Here is a 14,376-nt window from a genome sequence, read left to right as displayed (position 1 = left end):
GGGACCGAACCGAGATCCCGCGCGCCGGCAGCGAGTGTCGACCCTTACTTCAGACTACAACTCCGCAGCCGGTCACCGAAGGAATACCGCCTTCGCCCGATGCGTTGCACGCAGACATGACTTCGACACCGCTTCCCGTAGACGGCCTGTTCGAGCCGTTCGCCGTCAAATCGATCCGTGCCCGGAATCGCTTCGCGATGGCCCCGATGACCAGAGCCTTCTCACCCGATGGCATTCCCGGGGATGACGTGGTGGCGTACTACCGACGTCGCGCCGCGGGTGGCGTCGGATTGATCATCACCGAGGGCACCTACATCCCGGACCCCGCAGCGGGACCGCAGACGCGTGTACCCCGCATCTATGGGGACGAGAGCCTCGAGGGCTGGAAGTCGGTGGTGGACGCCGTGCACGACGAGGGCGGACAGATCATTCCGCAGCTCTGGCACCTGGGAGTGGAGCGTGGATCGGCGCCACGGTTGAACCCCGAGGTGATCACTGCCAGTCCGTCCGGTCGGGCACTGGACGGCACACCGGTCGGCCGGGAACTCACGTCCGCCGATCTCGACACGTTGCGTGATGCGTGGGTGGCCGCTGCCGTCAACGCCAAGGACGTCGGATTCGACGGCGTCGAATTGCATGGTGCGCACGGTTACCTGCTCGACCAGTTCCTCTGGGAACGAACCAACCTGCGATCGGACGGCTACGGCGGGTCGGCGGAGGCCCGTACGCGCTTCCCGGTCGAGGTGGTCGCCGCGATACGCGAGGCGGTCGGCGACGATTTCGCGCTCGTGTATCGCTTCTCGCAGTGGAAGTCGAACCATTACGACGCCCGCCTCGCGCAGTCCCCTGCGGAACTGTCGCTGATCCTGGATCCGCTGGTCGAGGCCGGTGTCGATGTACTGCACCCGTCCACGCGCAGGCACTGGGAACCTGCGTTCCCGGAGCTCGCCGGAATCGACGGTGAACTCGGCTTGGCCGGATGGACCCGGAGGCTGACCGGCCTTCCGACGATCACGGTGGGCTCGGTGGGACTCGACAGGGTGTTCACCACAGCGTTCTCCGCGGACAGCACCTCGAACGTCGTCGGTATCGACCGACTTCTCGAGCAGTACGAGAACGGCGAGTTCGACATGGTCGCGGTGGGGCGCGCTCTCCTGTCGGACCCTGAGTGGGTACTCAAGTTGCGGGACGGCAGAACGGACGAGTTCATCCCTTACATCGACGAGCACCGCACGGTTCTGCACTGACTCCTGCGCGGGCAGCTGGAAGCGGTCAGTTGTCCTCGACCGTGATGTCCGCCTGGTCTACGTTGACGCCCTCCGGCGGGTTCGCCTCACCCTCGACCGTGAGACGTCCCCTGTCCACACCCTGGTCCGCGAGGGCGTTGGCGACGGCAGTCGCGCGCTGCTCGGCAAGCCGGTCGGCCGCGGACTCGTCGGAGTCGCTGGCGTAGGCCTTGATCACCACGGAGCTGTCACCGGCTTTCAACGCCGCTGCGACGGCTTTGATGGTGACATCGGATATCGCGTTGAGTTCGGCGGTGCCGGATTCGAAGCCGATCGGCACCGCCGAGATCGCCGAGTTGATGGCGTTCTGGGTGCCCTCACGCGCAGTGTTCAGGGCAGACGACGCCGTGGCCTTCATACTGCTCATCACACCACTCCCGCCGTGGGACGCCGAGGTCGTTGTGGTCGCGCCGGAACCCTCGTCCGAACTGTCGTCGGTACATGCGGCCGCTCCGGCGAGCGCAATGGCCGCGATCGCGACGCCGCTGACGATCGTCTTGCGAATCATGGATCCCCTTTACGTCTGTCTTGTCCGGAAGCCCTGCCAATGGTGAGGATAGCCCCGCGATGCCGCGACACAGGCGGCATTCGCAAACCCGCACGGCGAAAGATCCTGTCGAGGCGCGTGAACCGCAGACCGGTCGGGCCGATGCGTGGTTCGCCCTCAGTCCGACATTCGCGTCAACCCGTCGACAAGTACCGCATTCAACTCGATGGTCGGGGTCATCGGCAAGGCATGGTGCGTCGCCGAGTCGAGAATCACGGTTCGGGCGGTGGGAAGGGTCGAGCGAACAGCTGCTTCCACTTTTCTGCTGTCGTGAACCTTGCTGCGTCCGGCGAGAATCACGGTAGTGTCCGCCGCCAATCCTGCCAGTGCGCTCTTGGATGGACGTTCGGGGACGATCGTCTTCGATTTCGGGAAATGAGCTGCGCCTTGTGCCAGCAGAGACAACCAGTCCTCGTCGAGAGCGAGACCATCGGTTTCCCACCGAATGAACGACCGCTCACGCCTTTCGTTGGGGCGTAATAGAATTGGGACGGCTCGAGCGAGGTAAGCCGCACGCATTCCCGCAAAACACGAGTTCGGATCGAGCAGGAACAGCCGTTTCACACGACTCTCGGCACGCAGAGCGTAGGCGAGGGCGATCATCGCCCCGTAGGAATGAGCGACGATACTGAACGAATCCAACTCCAGCGCGTCCACGACTCCTCGAAGCCAGCCGAGGAGGTCGTCGACAGATGCGATCGGTCGACCGTGACCGACGCTGCGCCCGGCGTCGCCCATCAGGTCGATGGCATAGAGCCTGTTACCCGTACCGAGGGCCGCCGCAGTGTTGAACCACACCGTCGAGGTGGCACCGGCGCCGGGGAGCAACAGCACGGCAGGCCCGTCGTCTGGACCACATTCGTTGATATGTGTTGTGCCATAAAGGGAGTCGAGCTCACGCGCGGTTGTTCCGTTGGGCCACTTGGCCAGGACCGAATCGTACGCGCGATAGAACGCCGCACCAGCGTCAGAGGCTATGAACTGATCGATCGACGGTCGGGGCATGGTTACCTCCACGAATATTCTCTCGACTATCGAGACAGTAGCTAATCGAGGTATCCTTGTCGAGCCGAAGGAGGGCCAGATGCCGAAACCGAAGGACGTCGATCCACACGGCCACGAGTTGGTGCATCGCCTACGTGCGCTCGTCGTCCAGTTGGACCTGCTCGGGGCCGAATTTGCACATCTGCATGGACTTCATGCCACCGACGTGCGAGCGCTGATCAGCCTGCTCGACTCCGAACGCGCAGGACACCGGGCGACACCGGGATGGCTCGGTCAGCAGCTGGGCCTGAATTCGGCGTCCGTGACGGCCCTGGTCGATCGCATGGAGCGGAACGAGCTCGTCGCTCGCAGAAGAGATGCGCGGGATCGCCGACGTGTCATCGTGGAAGTATCCGATACGGCAAAGGAGCTCGGGTGGTCGTTCTTCGGACCATTGATCTCTCACGCGGTCGTTGCTACGCAAGACTTCTCCCCGGAGCAGGTCGACACGATCGATTCCTTTCTGAGCTCGATGATCGCCGCGGTCGAGACCACCCGAAGGGGACAGACCCGCACAACCGATGGCTGGTCTCGAAGGAATACCTGAGCTCACTCAACCCTGCAAAGACGCGGTGCGGACAGAGACGGCTCTCGAACAGAACCGCAATGTGCACCAGGAACGGCGTGAACGCGTTGGGCCACGGTGGCGGTGACCGACGTGCCCGAAGGTCGCGCACCGATGCGCGGTTTTCGTACAAGGTAACCGCACGTCGAAGAGGCGCAGTGACCTCGAATTTCGGATTGCCCGCTCGAAATCGAAGGGCCTCATTTTTCCTTTGTGCCACGCTGCCCCGAATTGCGATCTCGGTTAGATAACGGTAAAAAGGTCGAGGCGCCCGCTCAGCGCCAACATCTCCGACTACCGAGCAGGGAGTACACAATATGGATTTCGCATTCCTGTCCGAAGCTATGACCGCGTTCTCCGACCTCTTCTCGTTCCTGGATTTCTTCACGGGTTCGGCTGACAGCCTGGGTGGCGCAACAGAAGCAGCCGCCGCACTCGGCTGACCCGTTAGCAGGTCAGAGCCTTCCACCTGCGGCGGAGTTCGCCCACCGACGTGTGACCTCCGTCGCGGTGTTGCGGCCTTTCCTCTCGATTCACATTATCGGGTGACTGGACGAGCGACCGGTTACTGAATTTCAAGATCAACTTATCCGCGCCCGTCAAAATAACTCTCGCAATATGCGCAGAATGGCGCCGATTCGACCATATATTTCTGTACACATACTGGTACCGCGCGTACACTCACGCTCCGTGAATACTCCAGGCGTGCAGCGGCGATCCGAAGTGCGAGCCCTCACCCGACTGGCCTTCGACGAAGTCGGAGGTGCCGCGGAGGGGGTCGCCCACATTCACCGCGCGATTTCCGAAAGAGTCTTCACAGGCATCCAACTCGGAGTCGGGCCTGCCGCCATCCCGACGAAGGCGCTGCACGACGGGATCGCGGCAACGGTATATTCCGGCGTCGCCGGCACCGCCCGGGTCGTGGGTTCACTTGCCGGGCGCGTCCTCGACCTTCCCGCGGGTGACCCGCCACCCTCCCGGACCCCTCGCGGCGCACAGACGATCGCCGTGATCCAGGGGCTGATCGGCGACAAACTCGAGGCCGAAGGCTCCCCGCTCGCGGAGCCGATGTCGATTCGCGTCGGCGGCGCTCCTGTCCCGGCGGATGCCGGGAGCCTCGCCGCCGCCTTCCCCGAGGCTCGGGGAGGCCTCGTGTTCTTCCTCCACGGCCTCGTCGAGACCGAGCGCGCCTGGAACCTGGGGGGTCGCCCCACATACGGCACGCGTCTCGAGACCGACCTCGACCTCACCTCACTGCAGATCCGATACAACTCGGGCCGTCACATCTCCGACAACGGCCGCTCACTCGCCGAACTCGTCGACGCCGTCGTCGCGAACTGGCCGGTGGAAGTCGAGTCGATCGCCCTGATCGGCCACTCCATGGGTGGCCTCGTCGCGCGCAGTGCCTGCCACACCGCCTCGGTGGACGGTCTCCCGTGGGTCCACCGGGTACGCCACGTCGTGAGCCTCGGCTCCCCGCATCTGGGTGCCCCTCTGGAACAGGCCGTCCACTACGCGAGTGCCGCATTGTCGCGGCTGCCCGAGACCCGGCCGTTCGCGCGACTGCTACGCAGGCGCAGTGCGGGCATTCGAGATCTCAACCAGGGGTCACTGGTCGACGAAGACTGGCGAGACCGGGATCCGGACGCCCTGCGCGCCGCAGCGTGCAGCGAGGTCCCCCTTCTCGACTGGGTGACGTACTGCTTCGTGTCGGCGACCCTCAGCCGCAGTCCGACGCATCCCTTGGGCCGGTTCATCGGTGACGGCATGGTGCTCGTTCCGAGCGCGTCCGGGCGGAACAGGACCAGGATGATCGGTTTCCGGGAGGAGCATGGCATGCATCTTGCGCCGGCGCACCACTTCACATTGCTCAACCACGACGCGGTTCACGAAAGGCTTCTCGAATGGATGTCTTCCCCGCAGGTGCTGGACGTCTGAATCACGCCACCGTGACGTGCCATACGACGGCTGCCGCGAGCGCTCCCGCCCCGTTCAGCGACCAGTGCAGCGCGATCGGTGCGAGCAGACTCCCGCTGCGGCGCCGCAGCCAGGTGAACACGAAACCGGCGGCCGCAGTGGCCACGACCGCAGCGAGCACCCCGAGCACCTGACCGGCGGGTCCCCCACCGAGAAACCCGGACAGTCCCTTGTTGCCCGCGGTGAGACCGAGCGAAGAGGCGATGTGCCACAGCCCGAACAGAAGCGATCCGGCCGCAAAGACCCCGCGGACGCCGTACACACGCTCGAGGGTGCCGTGCAGTACGCCGCGGAACGCCAGTTCCTCCGGAATGACGGTCTGCAATGGGATGACGATCATCGAGGCGATGAGGGCCCCGGAGATGGTGGCGTATCGGTCCGCCATGAAGAACGTGCGGGTGAACGGTAGCGCCGCACCGACCGCGACGACCGCGATCACAAGTCCCGCGGCGGCCACCGCGTAGATCGTGCCGCTTCGCCAGTGCCGAGGAGAGAGCCCCAGTTCCGCCCATCCGAGTCCGCGGCGGCGCATCAGCGCCAGCAGGGCAACCGCAGCGAGCGGTACCGTCGCGATACTCGCCCACACGGTGGTGAAGTGTGCGATCAGATTGGTACCCACGAGCACCACCACGACGATGGCCACGTCCACGTACGCATTCACCATGCGCCACCGATGAGGCACGTGGGGGGATTCGCCGGCAACTGCGGCGCACTCGACTTCGATACTCATACGAGCAACAACACCCATCCCGCCGGCACGATTCCGAAAGGGCGGCGGCGACCTAGCTTGTGACCATGCATCCAAACCTCGTGCACCTGCCCGAGTGTACGGATCGGCCACCCCGTCCGACCATGAACTTGTCACCCATCACACCCGCGCCTCGGACGGTGGCTCCGGATGTATCGTGCGTGCGGCGCCGAGTAACTCGTCCAGCGACGGAGACATCGCCTCGGCGAGCGACCACAGCTCGGGTATCAACTCGGGGCAGCCGATCAGACCGATATCGAGCCGCCCGTCACCGGAGATGACGGTGATGTTCAGCCCGGCGCCGTGCATGATCGGCCCGAAGGGAAACATGCCGATGATCCTGGCTCCGAGGAAGTAGAGCGGCGCCGGCGGGCCGGCGACGTTGGAGATCACCAGGTTGTGCACCACCGGATGGTGTTCGGCGAGGTGGAGTCCGGAGTACGCGCGCGCCCCGACGCCGAGCAGCGATTGCGAGCCGAGTTGCGCCCAGTCGTGCAGGATTGTGGGGCTGATGGCCTTTCCGTGAGCCTTGCCGCGCTCATAGTTCTTCGCGATCACATGCAACCGTTCGACCGGATCGGTGATGTCGGTAGCCAGCGACGCGGACATGGCCGACACCTGGTTGGTACCCGGGCGGTCGCTCCGCTCGTGCACGGACATCGGAACGACGCAGATCAGCGGCGACTCGGGCAGTTCGTGGCGATTCTCGAGGTACCGGCGCAGCGCTCCGGCGCAGATCGCGAGCACCACGTCGTTGATCTTGAGCCCGAAAGCCGTCTTGACCTCGATCACCGCGGCGAGGTCGAGTTGCGCGAAGGCGATGTTGCGGTGACCGGTGATGTTGCGATTGAACCCCGTCCGGGGTGCGACGAAGGGCGGCGGCATCGCCTCCCCTCGCACAGCGCGCCCCAACCATCCGGCCAGCATCCCTGCCGTCTCCGGAATCACCCTCGCCAGCTTCACCGGTCTGCCGAGAACAGAGAGCCAGCTTCCTGCGACCAGCGCCAGGCGATTTCCCGGGCCGACGCCGCTCGAGGTCCCCGGCGGGGGTGCGTCCGGCGAAAGACTGAACATCTGCGTCATCATGTTCGCGCCCGTGACCCCGTCCACCGTGGCGTGATGCATCTTGGCCATGAGGGCGTTGCTGCCGTCCGCCAGGCCCTCGATCAGCCACATCTCCCACAACGGGTGTGATCGGTCGAGCCGTCCGCCCGCGATCAGCCCGCAGAGATCAGCCAGCTCTCGAGGACCACCGGGCGCGGGCACCACGACCCGATGGATGTGGCGTTCGACGTCGAATTCGGGGTCCTCGATCCAGGCCGGATGGTCGAGGTTCAGGATGCTGTCCTGCAGCTTCTTACGGAAGTCCGGCACGGCCGCGACGCACCGCTCCAGCGCGGAGTGCACACTGTCGAAATCGTGCTCGGATCGCTCGAGCAGGATGAGGCCGCACACGTTGAGCAGTGCCGACGAAGTCTCCAGATACAGGAAGCTTGCGTCCAGACCACTCAAGCGCTCCATCTGTCCATGCTAGTCCCGGAAGGGACGATCGGACCGGCTGACGAGATACCGATCGATGCCCCCTCGTCAAAGCATTGCGCGCGCAGCGATAGCCTGATACGCGAACTTCACCTGCCCCTCTGTTCAGGAGATATGATGGCCGACTTCCTCTACGAGGACTTGCTGCCGATCGGTGCGGACCGCACCCGATATCGGTTGCTGACCACCGAGGGGGTGTCGACTGTCGAAGGACCCGGCGGCCGCACCTTCCTGTCCGTCGAGCCCGAGGCGCTTCGGCTGTTGACCGAAACCGCGCTCCACGACATCTCGCACTACCTCCGCAGCGATCACCTGACGCAACTCGCTAGCATCCTCGATGATCCGGAGGCCTCGGGCAACGACAAATTCGTTGCCCTGGATCTGCTGAAGAACGCGAACATCGCCGCGGCGGGTGTCCTGCCGATGTGTCAGGACACCGGCACCGCGATCGTCATGGGCAAGCGCGGCCAACAGGTGCTCACCCCCGGCGACGACGAGGAGTCGATCGCCCGCGGCGTGTTCGACGCGTACACCAGGTTGAACCTGCGCTACTCGCAGAACGCTCCCCTCACCATGTGGGACGAGAAGAACACGGGCAACAACCTGCCGGCGCAGATCGAGCTGTACGCGGACACCGCGAAGGGCCACGAGAACTCCTACAAGTTCCTGTTCATGGCCAAGGGTGGCGGGTCGGCGAACAAGTCGTACCTGTACCAGGAGACCAAGGCCATCCTGAACCCGGACTCGATGATGCAGTTCCTCGAGGCCGAGATCCGCTCGCTGGGCACCGCCGCCTGCCCGCCGTATCACCTCGCGATCGTCGTCGGCGGCACGTCGGCCGAGTTCGCGCTCAAGACGGCGAAGTACGCATCGGCGCACTACCTCGACGAGCTGCCCACCGAGGGCGCCGTCACCGGCCGCGGCTTCCGTGACCACGAGCTCGAGAAGCGAGTCTTCGAACTCACCCAGAAGATCGGCATCGGCGCGCAATTCGGCGGCAAGTATTTCTGCCACGACGTCCGGGTCATCCGTCTCCCCCGCCACGGTGCGTCTCTGCCCGTCGCGATCGCCGTCTCGTGCTCGGCGGACCGCCAGGCCAAGGCGAAGATCACCCCCGAGGGCGTCTTCCTCGAGCAGCTCGAGTTCAATCCTGGCCGGTTCCTTCCCGAGATCACCGACGCTCGACTCGACGCCGAGACGTCCGGGGTGTCCGGGACCGGCAAGGGTGCCGCCGTCAAGATCGACCTCACCCGGCCGATGCCCGAGATCCTCGCGGAGCTGTCGAAGCACCCGGTCAAGACCCGGCTCTCGCTCACGGGCCCGCTCGTCGTCGCCCGCGACATCGCGCACGCCAAGATCAAGGAGCGGCTCGACGCCGGTGAGGACATGCCGCGGTACCTGAAGGATCATCCGGTGTACTACGCCGGTCCGGCGAAGACCCCGGACGGGATGGCGTCCGGTTCCTTCGGACCCACCACCGCGGGCCGGATGGACTCCTACGTGGAGCAGTTCCAGGCCGCGGGCGGTTCGATGGTCATGCTCGCGAAGGGCAACCGCTCCAAGCAGGTCACCGACGCCTGCAACAGCCATGGCGGTTTCTACCTGGGCTCCATCGGCGGTCCTGCAGCGCGCCTGGCGCTCGACTGCATCAAGAAGGTCGACGTCATCGAGTACGAAGAACTCGGCATGGAAGCCGTGTGGAGGATCGAGGTCGAGGACTTCCCCGCGTTCATCGTGGTCGACGACAAGGGCAACGACTTCTTCGCGCACACCGGCGAGGTCACCTTGACCGTGGGCAAGCGTCCCGGTCTGTGAGCTGACCGGACATACCGAAGGGCCCCGGCGAGCACGCCTCTCCGGGGCCCTTCCGTATCCACCACCCGATTCATAAGTTAGTACCGATTCGCCAATGCCCGTCTCAGATCAGACCTCCCCAGCAGGGATTTTGTGAACGCTCTGGCGTTTCTTGTGACCTGTGATTTACAGTTCGACGGTGACTTCCACCGGTGCGCGAACCCCCGATCTCCAAGACGTGATAGGCGAGGCGGTCTTTCTCCTCAGTTCGCCTCGACGATTTCTCATGGAGGTGGCGGTGTCCCCGGTGGGGCACGGCGTGGTCGATCACAGCAAAGCCCTCGCGGATCCGATCACCCGGTTCCGTAACACCAGTGCGTACATCTTCCTGATCGCGTTCGGTGAGGACGAGGAACGACGTCGCATCATTTCGTTCGTGAACCGTGCGCACGGCCCAGTGCGTTCGGAGTCCTACAACGCGTTCGATCCCCGGCTGCAGCTGTGGATCGCGGCCGTCATGTGGCAGGGCGGACGCGACATCTATGAGCGCTTTCTCGGTCCGCTCGACGAGGACGCCGCTGAGGACCTCTACCAGCAGTTCGCCGTGTACGGCACCTCCCTGCAGGTTCCGCCGGAGCTGTGGCCCGCGGACCTTGCCGCATTCGACGAGTACTGGCGGAACACGCTCGACAATCTGGTCATCGACGAGAAGGTCCGCGTGTTTGCACATCAACTGCTGTCCGGCGGCAGTGCCCCGTGGTTCGTCCGGGCGGGGATGCCACTGAATCGTCTGATCACAGTCGGTCTGCTACCGCCCGAGGTTCGCCGCACCTATGGGTTCGAATGGAATGACCGGAGCCAGAAGGCTTTCGACATTCTGATCGGGATCGGTGCACCGATCTACCGGATTCTGCCCCGCTCCCTCCGCCACCTGCCCAAGCGGCTCGTCCTACGCGACGCCCGTAAGCGACTGGCGTCGACCGACAAGAGAGTGGCGATCTGATGTTCTCCGCGAATCAGGTCGCCAGCCGTCGCAGCACTGCGCTGCGGTTGGGCCTTTCGGTCGCCGGGAGAATTGTCGCCGACAATGTGCGCACCCGTGGGTTCCCTCTCACCGTCATCCGTCGCGGCATCGATCTAGGCGGCCTGTTCTGCTCACGTGGCACCACGTTCGAACGGGTGCGGGACGCACCGGTCCCGGGTCTGTGGGTTCGAGCGGAGAACGCGGCGGATTCCAGGCACGCGATTCACTACCTGCACGGCGGCGGTTTCGTGTTCGGGTCGTCGCGCTCGCATCGCGCGCTGGCGTCCCGCCTGTCGGCGGCCGCCGGTGTGCCGGTCTTCCTGCCCGACTATCGGCTGGCCCCCGAGCATCCGTTCCCAGCCGCGGCCGAGGACACGACCGAGAGCTACCTGTGGCTCCTCGAGCAGGGGTACGAGGCCAAGGACGTCATGGTCGGCGGAGATTCTGCGGGCGGTCATCTGGCCACCGGACTGCTGCCCGAACTGCGGCGTCGGGGTGCCGACCTACCGGCAGGGGTGCTGCTACTGTCCCCGTGGCTCGACCTCGGACTCGAGACCGCGGGCGCGCGTGAGGCGATTCGACGAGACCCCTTCCTGTCGGTCCGGTTCGCCGAGCGTGCGCGCGAGAGCTATGCGCCGGGAGCGGATCTCGCCGATCCGCGGCTCGCACTCCTCGACGCCGAACCCGAGCGGGACTGGCCGCCGTTTCTGATTCAGGGCGGCGACACCGAGGCGATTTGCGGGGACGCCGAACACCTTGCGAAAGCCCTCGCCGAAGTGGGGGTTCCGTGTGAGCTTCAGGCGTGGCCCGGTCAGGTACACGTTTTCCACGCGTTCCACCCGATCATCCCCGAGGCTGCCGCGGCAGCCACCTACGCCGGTGAATTCGTTCGGCGCACGCTGGCCGAGGCGGCTACTCGTCGCTGATCCGCAGGGGTCACACAACATTCACAGAACTTTCGTCAACTCCGCCAGCGTCTGCGCACTGGTGTACTCAGGCTGCCAGCCGAGTTCCCGCTTCGCCTTCGACGTGTCCATCACCACCGAAGCCCGGCCCGTGTGTAGCCACTCTGCCGCCGCGGGGACTTTCGGCAACCACCCGAGCACGGCCGACGCGGCCCGGGCAACGACGAGGGGAATACGGACGGGGTACGCGCCGAGCGCCGAGGCTGCATCCGCCAGCGAGACGACGCCGTCGCCGGCGATGTTGTACGCCCCCGGCGGCGCGTCCGTGGTTACGGCCAGAGCGATCGCCGACGCCACATCGTCGTGGTGAACCAGCTGTAACGGAACACCAGGGTCCGGAAACGGCGGCCGCAATCCCGGCACACTGCCGAGAACGGTGGAGACCGCGCCGGGAAGCCGAGCGGCGATCTGGCGCCAGGGCATGGCGTCGGCGAGAGCCGTCGCATGAGGCCCGGCCACGATGCAGGGCCGGAGCACGAACACCTCGAGCGACGACTCCGCGGTGACCTCCTTCAGAACTCGTTCGAGTTCGGCCTTCTGTTCGGAGTAGTAGTGTTCCGGCGATCCACGGGTGGGCACGTCTTCGGTGAGGGGGCTCGGGTTGTCCGCGTGGTATCCGTACGCAGCGACCGACGAGGTGTACACCAGGCGACCTGGTCGCTCTGCCGCAACAGTTGCCTCGAACACGTTCCGGGTGCCGACAAGGTTGATCCGACCGCTTTCCTCTCGCGACCCCATGATCAGAAACGCAAGGTGGACTACCACATCGGCTTCTCCGACGAAGGCTTCGACGGCATTGCGATCGAGGATGTCGCCCTGCCGGTACTCCGTCTTGAGCCATCCTCGGTCGCTGGGATCGAACGGTCGCCGCGCCATGCCCAGAATCCGCTCCACCGCGGGGTCCTTCTCCAGGGCGGCCACCGCGGCGAGGCCGATCTCCCCCGTGGGACCCGTGACGGCCACCGTGATGCCGTTCACGGCCGCGGCGCCTCCGTCGGTGGTCACCAACCCAGTGTGGCCGCCGATACCCCTTCGCGGGGCCGAATTCCGGTGTTACGTTGAGGGTCGATGGCACACGCGGTAAGCGAGGGGCGCCCATGACCTTCAGTCTCAACCTCACGCATGCACAGAAGGACCTCGTCGAGCGGACGCACGCGTTCGCACAGGACGTCGTCCGGCCGGTCGCGGCAAAGTACGACCACGAACAGGAGTTTCCCTGGGAGGTGCTCGAGAAGGCCGCGGAAGAGGGCTTCTACAGTCCGCTGTTCTATCGCGACCTGATCGGTGATCCGACGGGTCTCTCCCTGCCCCTGTTCATGGAGGAATTGTTCTGGGGATGTGCGGGGATAGGGCTGGCCATCGTCATGCCGGCGCTCGCGTTGTCCTCGATCGGGCAGGCCGCGACGCCCGAGCAGATGCTCCGGTGGGCGCCGGAGTGCTTCGGTGAACCGGGGAATCTCAAGCTGGCGGCACTGTGCATCTCCGAACCCGAAGGCGGAAGCGACGTCCGCAATCTTCGCACCACCGCAAAGCGGGACGGGAACGACTGGGTGATCGAGGGTCACAAGATGTGGATCGGGAACGGTGGCATCGCGGATGTCCACGTCGTCAACGCCACGGTCGACCCGGACCTCGGCCATCGCGGGCAGGCCCTGTTCGTGGTACCCGGCAGGTCACCGGGAATCGAACTGGTCCGTAAGCTCGACAAGCTCGGCTGCCGGGCGTCACATACTGCGGAACTGAAATTCCACCAGGTACGGGTGCCTGCCGATCACCTCCTCGGCGGAGAACACAAACTGCAGAACCGCATGCAGAAAGCTCGTGAGGTACAGGAGGAGGTGGCCGCGGGCGCGCCGCGACGGAAGTCCGCCACGCTCGGTACCTTCGAGCAGACGCGTCCCATGGTGGCCGCGCAGGCACTCGGCATCGCCCGTGCCGCCCTCGAATACGCCACCGAGTACGCCAACCGCCGCGAGGCCTTCGGTGGCCCCATCATCGACAACCAGGGCATCTCGTTCCCGCTCGCCCAGCTCGCCACGGAGATCGACGCCGCCCGGCTACTGACCTGGCGGGCATCCTGGATGGCCGCCGTCGGTGTCCCGTTCCGGCACGGCGAGGGATCCATGGCCAAGCTCGCCGCGTCGGAAGTCGCGGTGAAGACGACCGAGCGAGCCCTGCAGACGATGGGCGGATGGGGTTACATCAGCGACCACCCGATCGAGAAGTGGTATCGGGACGCCAAGCTGTACACCATCTTCGAAGGCACCAGCGAAATTCAGCGGATGGTGATCGGCCGGGCGCTCGGAGCCGCGGACGGCGCCCCGCCGCTCCACTTCGATCAGCCGGCCGAGGGCACCATCTTCAACCGGAGATTCGGCCGCGGCACCCCGATCCGGACGAGAGCAGGCCAGCTCGCGATGTCCGCCAAGGACCGGGTACCCGAGTCGGCCCAGCGGCTTGCCATGAAATTCCTCGCCCCGCCGAAGAAGTGACGGTCGCGGCCTGAGGAAACTCAATTCCAGAGCGATGCGATCAGCACGTTGAGGATTGCCAGGCCACCGATCGCGTGCACCAGGTTGGGATTGCCTGCACCCTTCTTCTGCTTGGCGCGCGTGATCTCGGCCAAGGCGACGACGACCAGGGACACCAGAAGCTTCACACCGATCTTGATGTGGTTGTAGTCGTCGCCCTTGTCGAGCGCGCCCTCACCGATCCCGACGATGATCAAGCCCGAGAGGAGCTGGATACGAGCACCCCACACGATCAATTCGGTCACGCTCGGCGCCTTCAGCACCGCGAAGTAACCACCCACCAGGGCAGCCAGACCGAGCATGTGGATGACGACGAAGATGTTATACACGACAGACATGAGTTGCACTGTATAGCC

At 65.1% G+C, this 14,376-nt stretch carries 14 protein-coding genes; 8 read left to right on the top strand and 6 right to left on the bottom strand.

Features of this window, described 5'->3' with window-relative positions; genetic code table 11:
• Positions 1–116 precede the first annotated feature (116 nt).
• Positions 117–1,247 carry an NADH:flavin oxidoreductase gene (locus tag WAW17_RS09910; protein ID WP_422332810.1) on the top strand — a complete coding sequence of 377 codons (1,131 nt, stop codon included), beginning with the start codon at positions 117–119 and terminating at the stop codon, positions 1,245–1,247.
• A gap of 25 nt (positions 1,248–1,272) precedes the next feature.
• Here the strand turns inward: WAW17_RS09910 and WAW17_RS09905 are convergent, their stop codons facing one another.
• A complete protein-coding gene (locus tag WAW17_RS09905) occupies positions 1,273–1,794 on the bottom strand; it encodes an OmpA family protein (RefSeq protein ID WP_422332809.1) in 522 nt (173 codons plus the stop codon).
• Between the two features lie 156 nt (positions 1,795–1,950).
• Positions 1,951–2,838 carry an alpha/beta fold hydrolase gene (locus tag WAW17_RS09900; protein ID WP_422332808.1) on the bottom strand — a complete coding sequence of 296 codons (888 nt, stop codon included), beginning with the start codon at positions 2,836–2,838 and terminating at the stop codon, positions 1,951–1,953.
• Between the two features lie 79 nt (positions 2,839–2,917).
• On the opposite strand from WAW17_RS09900, the gene WAW17_RS09895 reads away from it, so the two are divergent.
• The 3 genes from WAW17_RS09895 to WAW17_RS09885 all read left to right on the top strand — a co-directional run bounded on the left by WAW17_RS09895 (position 2,918) and on the right by WAW17_RS09885 (position 5,380).
• On the top strand, positions 2,918–3,424 hold the full coding sequence (locus tag WAW17_RS09895) for a MarR family winged helix-turn-helix transcriptional regulator (RefSeq protein WP_422332807.1): 507 nt from the start codon (positions 2,918–2,920) through the stop codon (positions 3,422–3,424).
• 335 nt (positions 3,425–3,759) lie between these two features.
• Positions 3,760–3,885: a hypothetical protein gene (locus WAW17_RS09890; RefSeq protein ID WP_422332806.1), complete on the top strand. Its 126-nt coding sequence runs from the start codon at positions 3,760–3,762 to the stop codon at positions 3,883–3,885.
• A 247-nt stretch (positions 3,886–4,132) separates the two neighbouring features.
• Positions 4,133–5,380 carry an esterase/lipase family protein gene (locus WAW17_RS09885; protein WP_422332805.1) on the top strand — a complete coding sequence of 416 codons (1,248 nt, stop codon included), beginning with the start codon at positions 4,133–4,135 and terminating at the stop codon, positions 5,378–5,380.
• Position 5,381: 1 nt separating this feature from the next.
• Here the strand turns inward: WAW17_RS09885 and WAW17_RS09880 are convergent, their stop codons facing one another.
• Both WAW17_RS09880 and WAW17_RS09875 read right to left on the bottom strand, forming a co-directional pair.
• A complete protein-coding gene (locus WAW17_RS09880) occupies positions 5,382–6,149 on the bottom strand; it encodes a CPBP family intramembrane glutamic endopeptidase (RefSeq protein ID WP_422332804.1) in 768 nt (255 codons plus the stop codon).
• 138 nt (positions 6,150–6,287) lie between these two features.
• A complete protein-coding gene (locus WAW17_RS09875) occupies positions 6,288–7,688 on the bottom strand; it encodes a WS/DGAT/MGAT family O-acyltransferase (RefSeq protein ID WP_422332803.1) in 1,401 nt (466 codons plus the stop codon).
• 135 nt (positions 7,689–7,823) lie between these two features.
• On the opposite strand from WAW17_RS09875, the gene WAW17_RS09870 reads away from it, so the two are divergent.
• The 3 genes from WAW17_RS09870 to WAW17_RS09860 all read left to right on the top strand — a co-directional run bounded on the left by WAW17_RS09870 (position 7,824) and on the right by WAW17_RS09860 (position 11,450).
• Positions 7,824–9,521 (top strand): fumarate hydratase, encoded by a 1,698-nt coding sequence (locus WAW17_RS09870; protein WP_422332802.1) that lies wholly within the window; start codon positions 7,824–7,826, stop codon positions 9,519–9,521.
• A 178-nt stretch (positions 9,522–9,699) separates the two neighbouring features.
• Positions 9,700–10,503: an oxygenase MpaB family protein gene (locus WAW17_RS09865; protein ID WP_422332801.1), complete on the top strand. Its 804-nt coding sequence runs from the start codon at positions 9,700–9,702 to the stop codon at positions 10,501–10,503.
• Positions 10,503–11,450 carry an alpha/beta hydrolase gene (locus WAW17_RS09860; protein WP_422332800.1) on the top strand — a complete coding sequence of 316 codons (948 nt, stop codon included), beginning with the start codon at positions 10,503–10,505 and terminating at the stop codon, positions 11,448–11,450. The genes WAW17_RS09865 and WAW17_RS09860 overlap by 1 nt, the downstream gene beginning before the upstream one ends.
• A 21-nt stretch (positions 11,451–11,471) precedes the next feature.
• Here WAW17_RS09860 and WAW17_RS09855 read toward each other — a convergent pair whose 3' ends face one another.
• Positions 11,472–12,494, bottom strand: coding sequence for an NAD-dependent epimerase/dehydratase family protein (locus WAW17_RS09855; protein WP_422332799.1), 1,023 nt, complete (start codon positions 12,492–12,494; stop codon positions 11,472–11,474).
• A gap of 92 nt (positions 12,495–12,586) precedes the next feature.
• Between WAW17_RS09855 and WAW17_RS09850 the strand changes: the two genes are divergently transcribed.
• Positions 12,587–13,981, top strand: a complete 1,395-nt coding sequence (locus WAW17_RS09850; protein ID WP_422332798.1) for an acyl-CoA dehydrogenase family protein — start codon at positions 12,587–12,589, stop codon at positions 13,979–13,981.
• A gap of 20 nt (positions 13,982–14,001) precedes the next feature.
• On the opposite strand, the gene WAW17_RS09845 is transcribed toward WAW17_RS09850, so the two are convergent.
• Positions 14,002–14,358, bottom strand: a complete 357-nt coding sequence (locus tag WAW17_RS09845; RefSeq protein ID WP_422332797.1) for a hypothetical protein — start codon at positions 14,356–14,358, stop codon at positions 14,002–14,004.
• Positions 14,359–14,376: the final 18 nt, after the last annotated feature.

The sequence above is a fragment of the Rhodococcus sp. (in: high G+C Gram-positive bacteria) genome, assembly GCF_049286785.1.
Lineage (GTDB): Bacteria > Actinomycetota > Actinomycetes > Mycobacteriales > Mycobacteriaceae > Rhodococcus_F.
The sequence above is the reverse complement of the archived record's forward strand: the minus strand, read 5'-3'. Positions and strand labels throughout refer to the sequence as shown.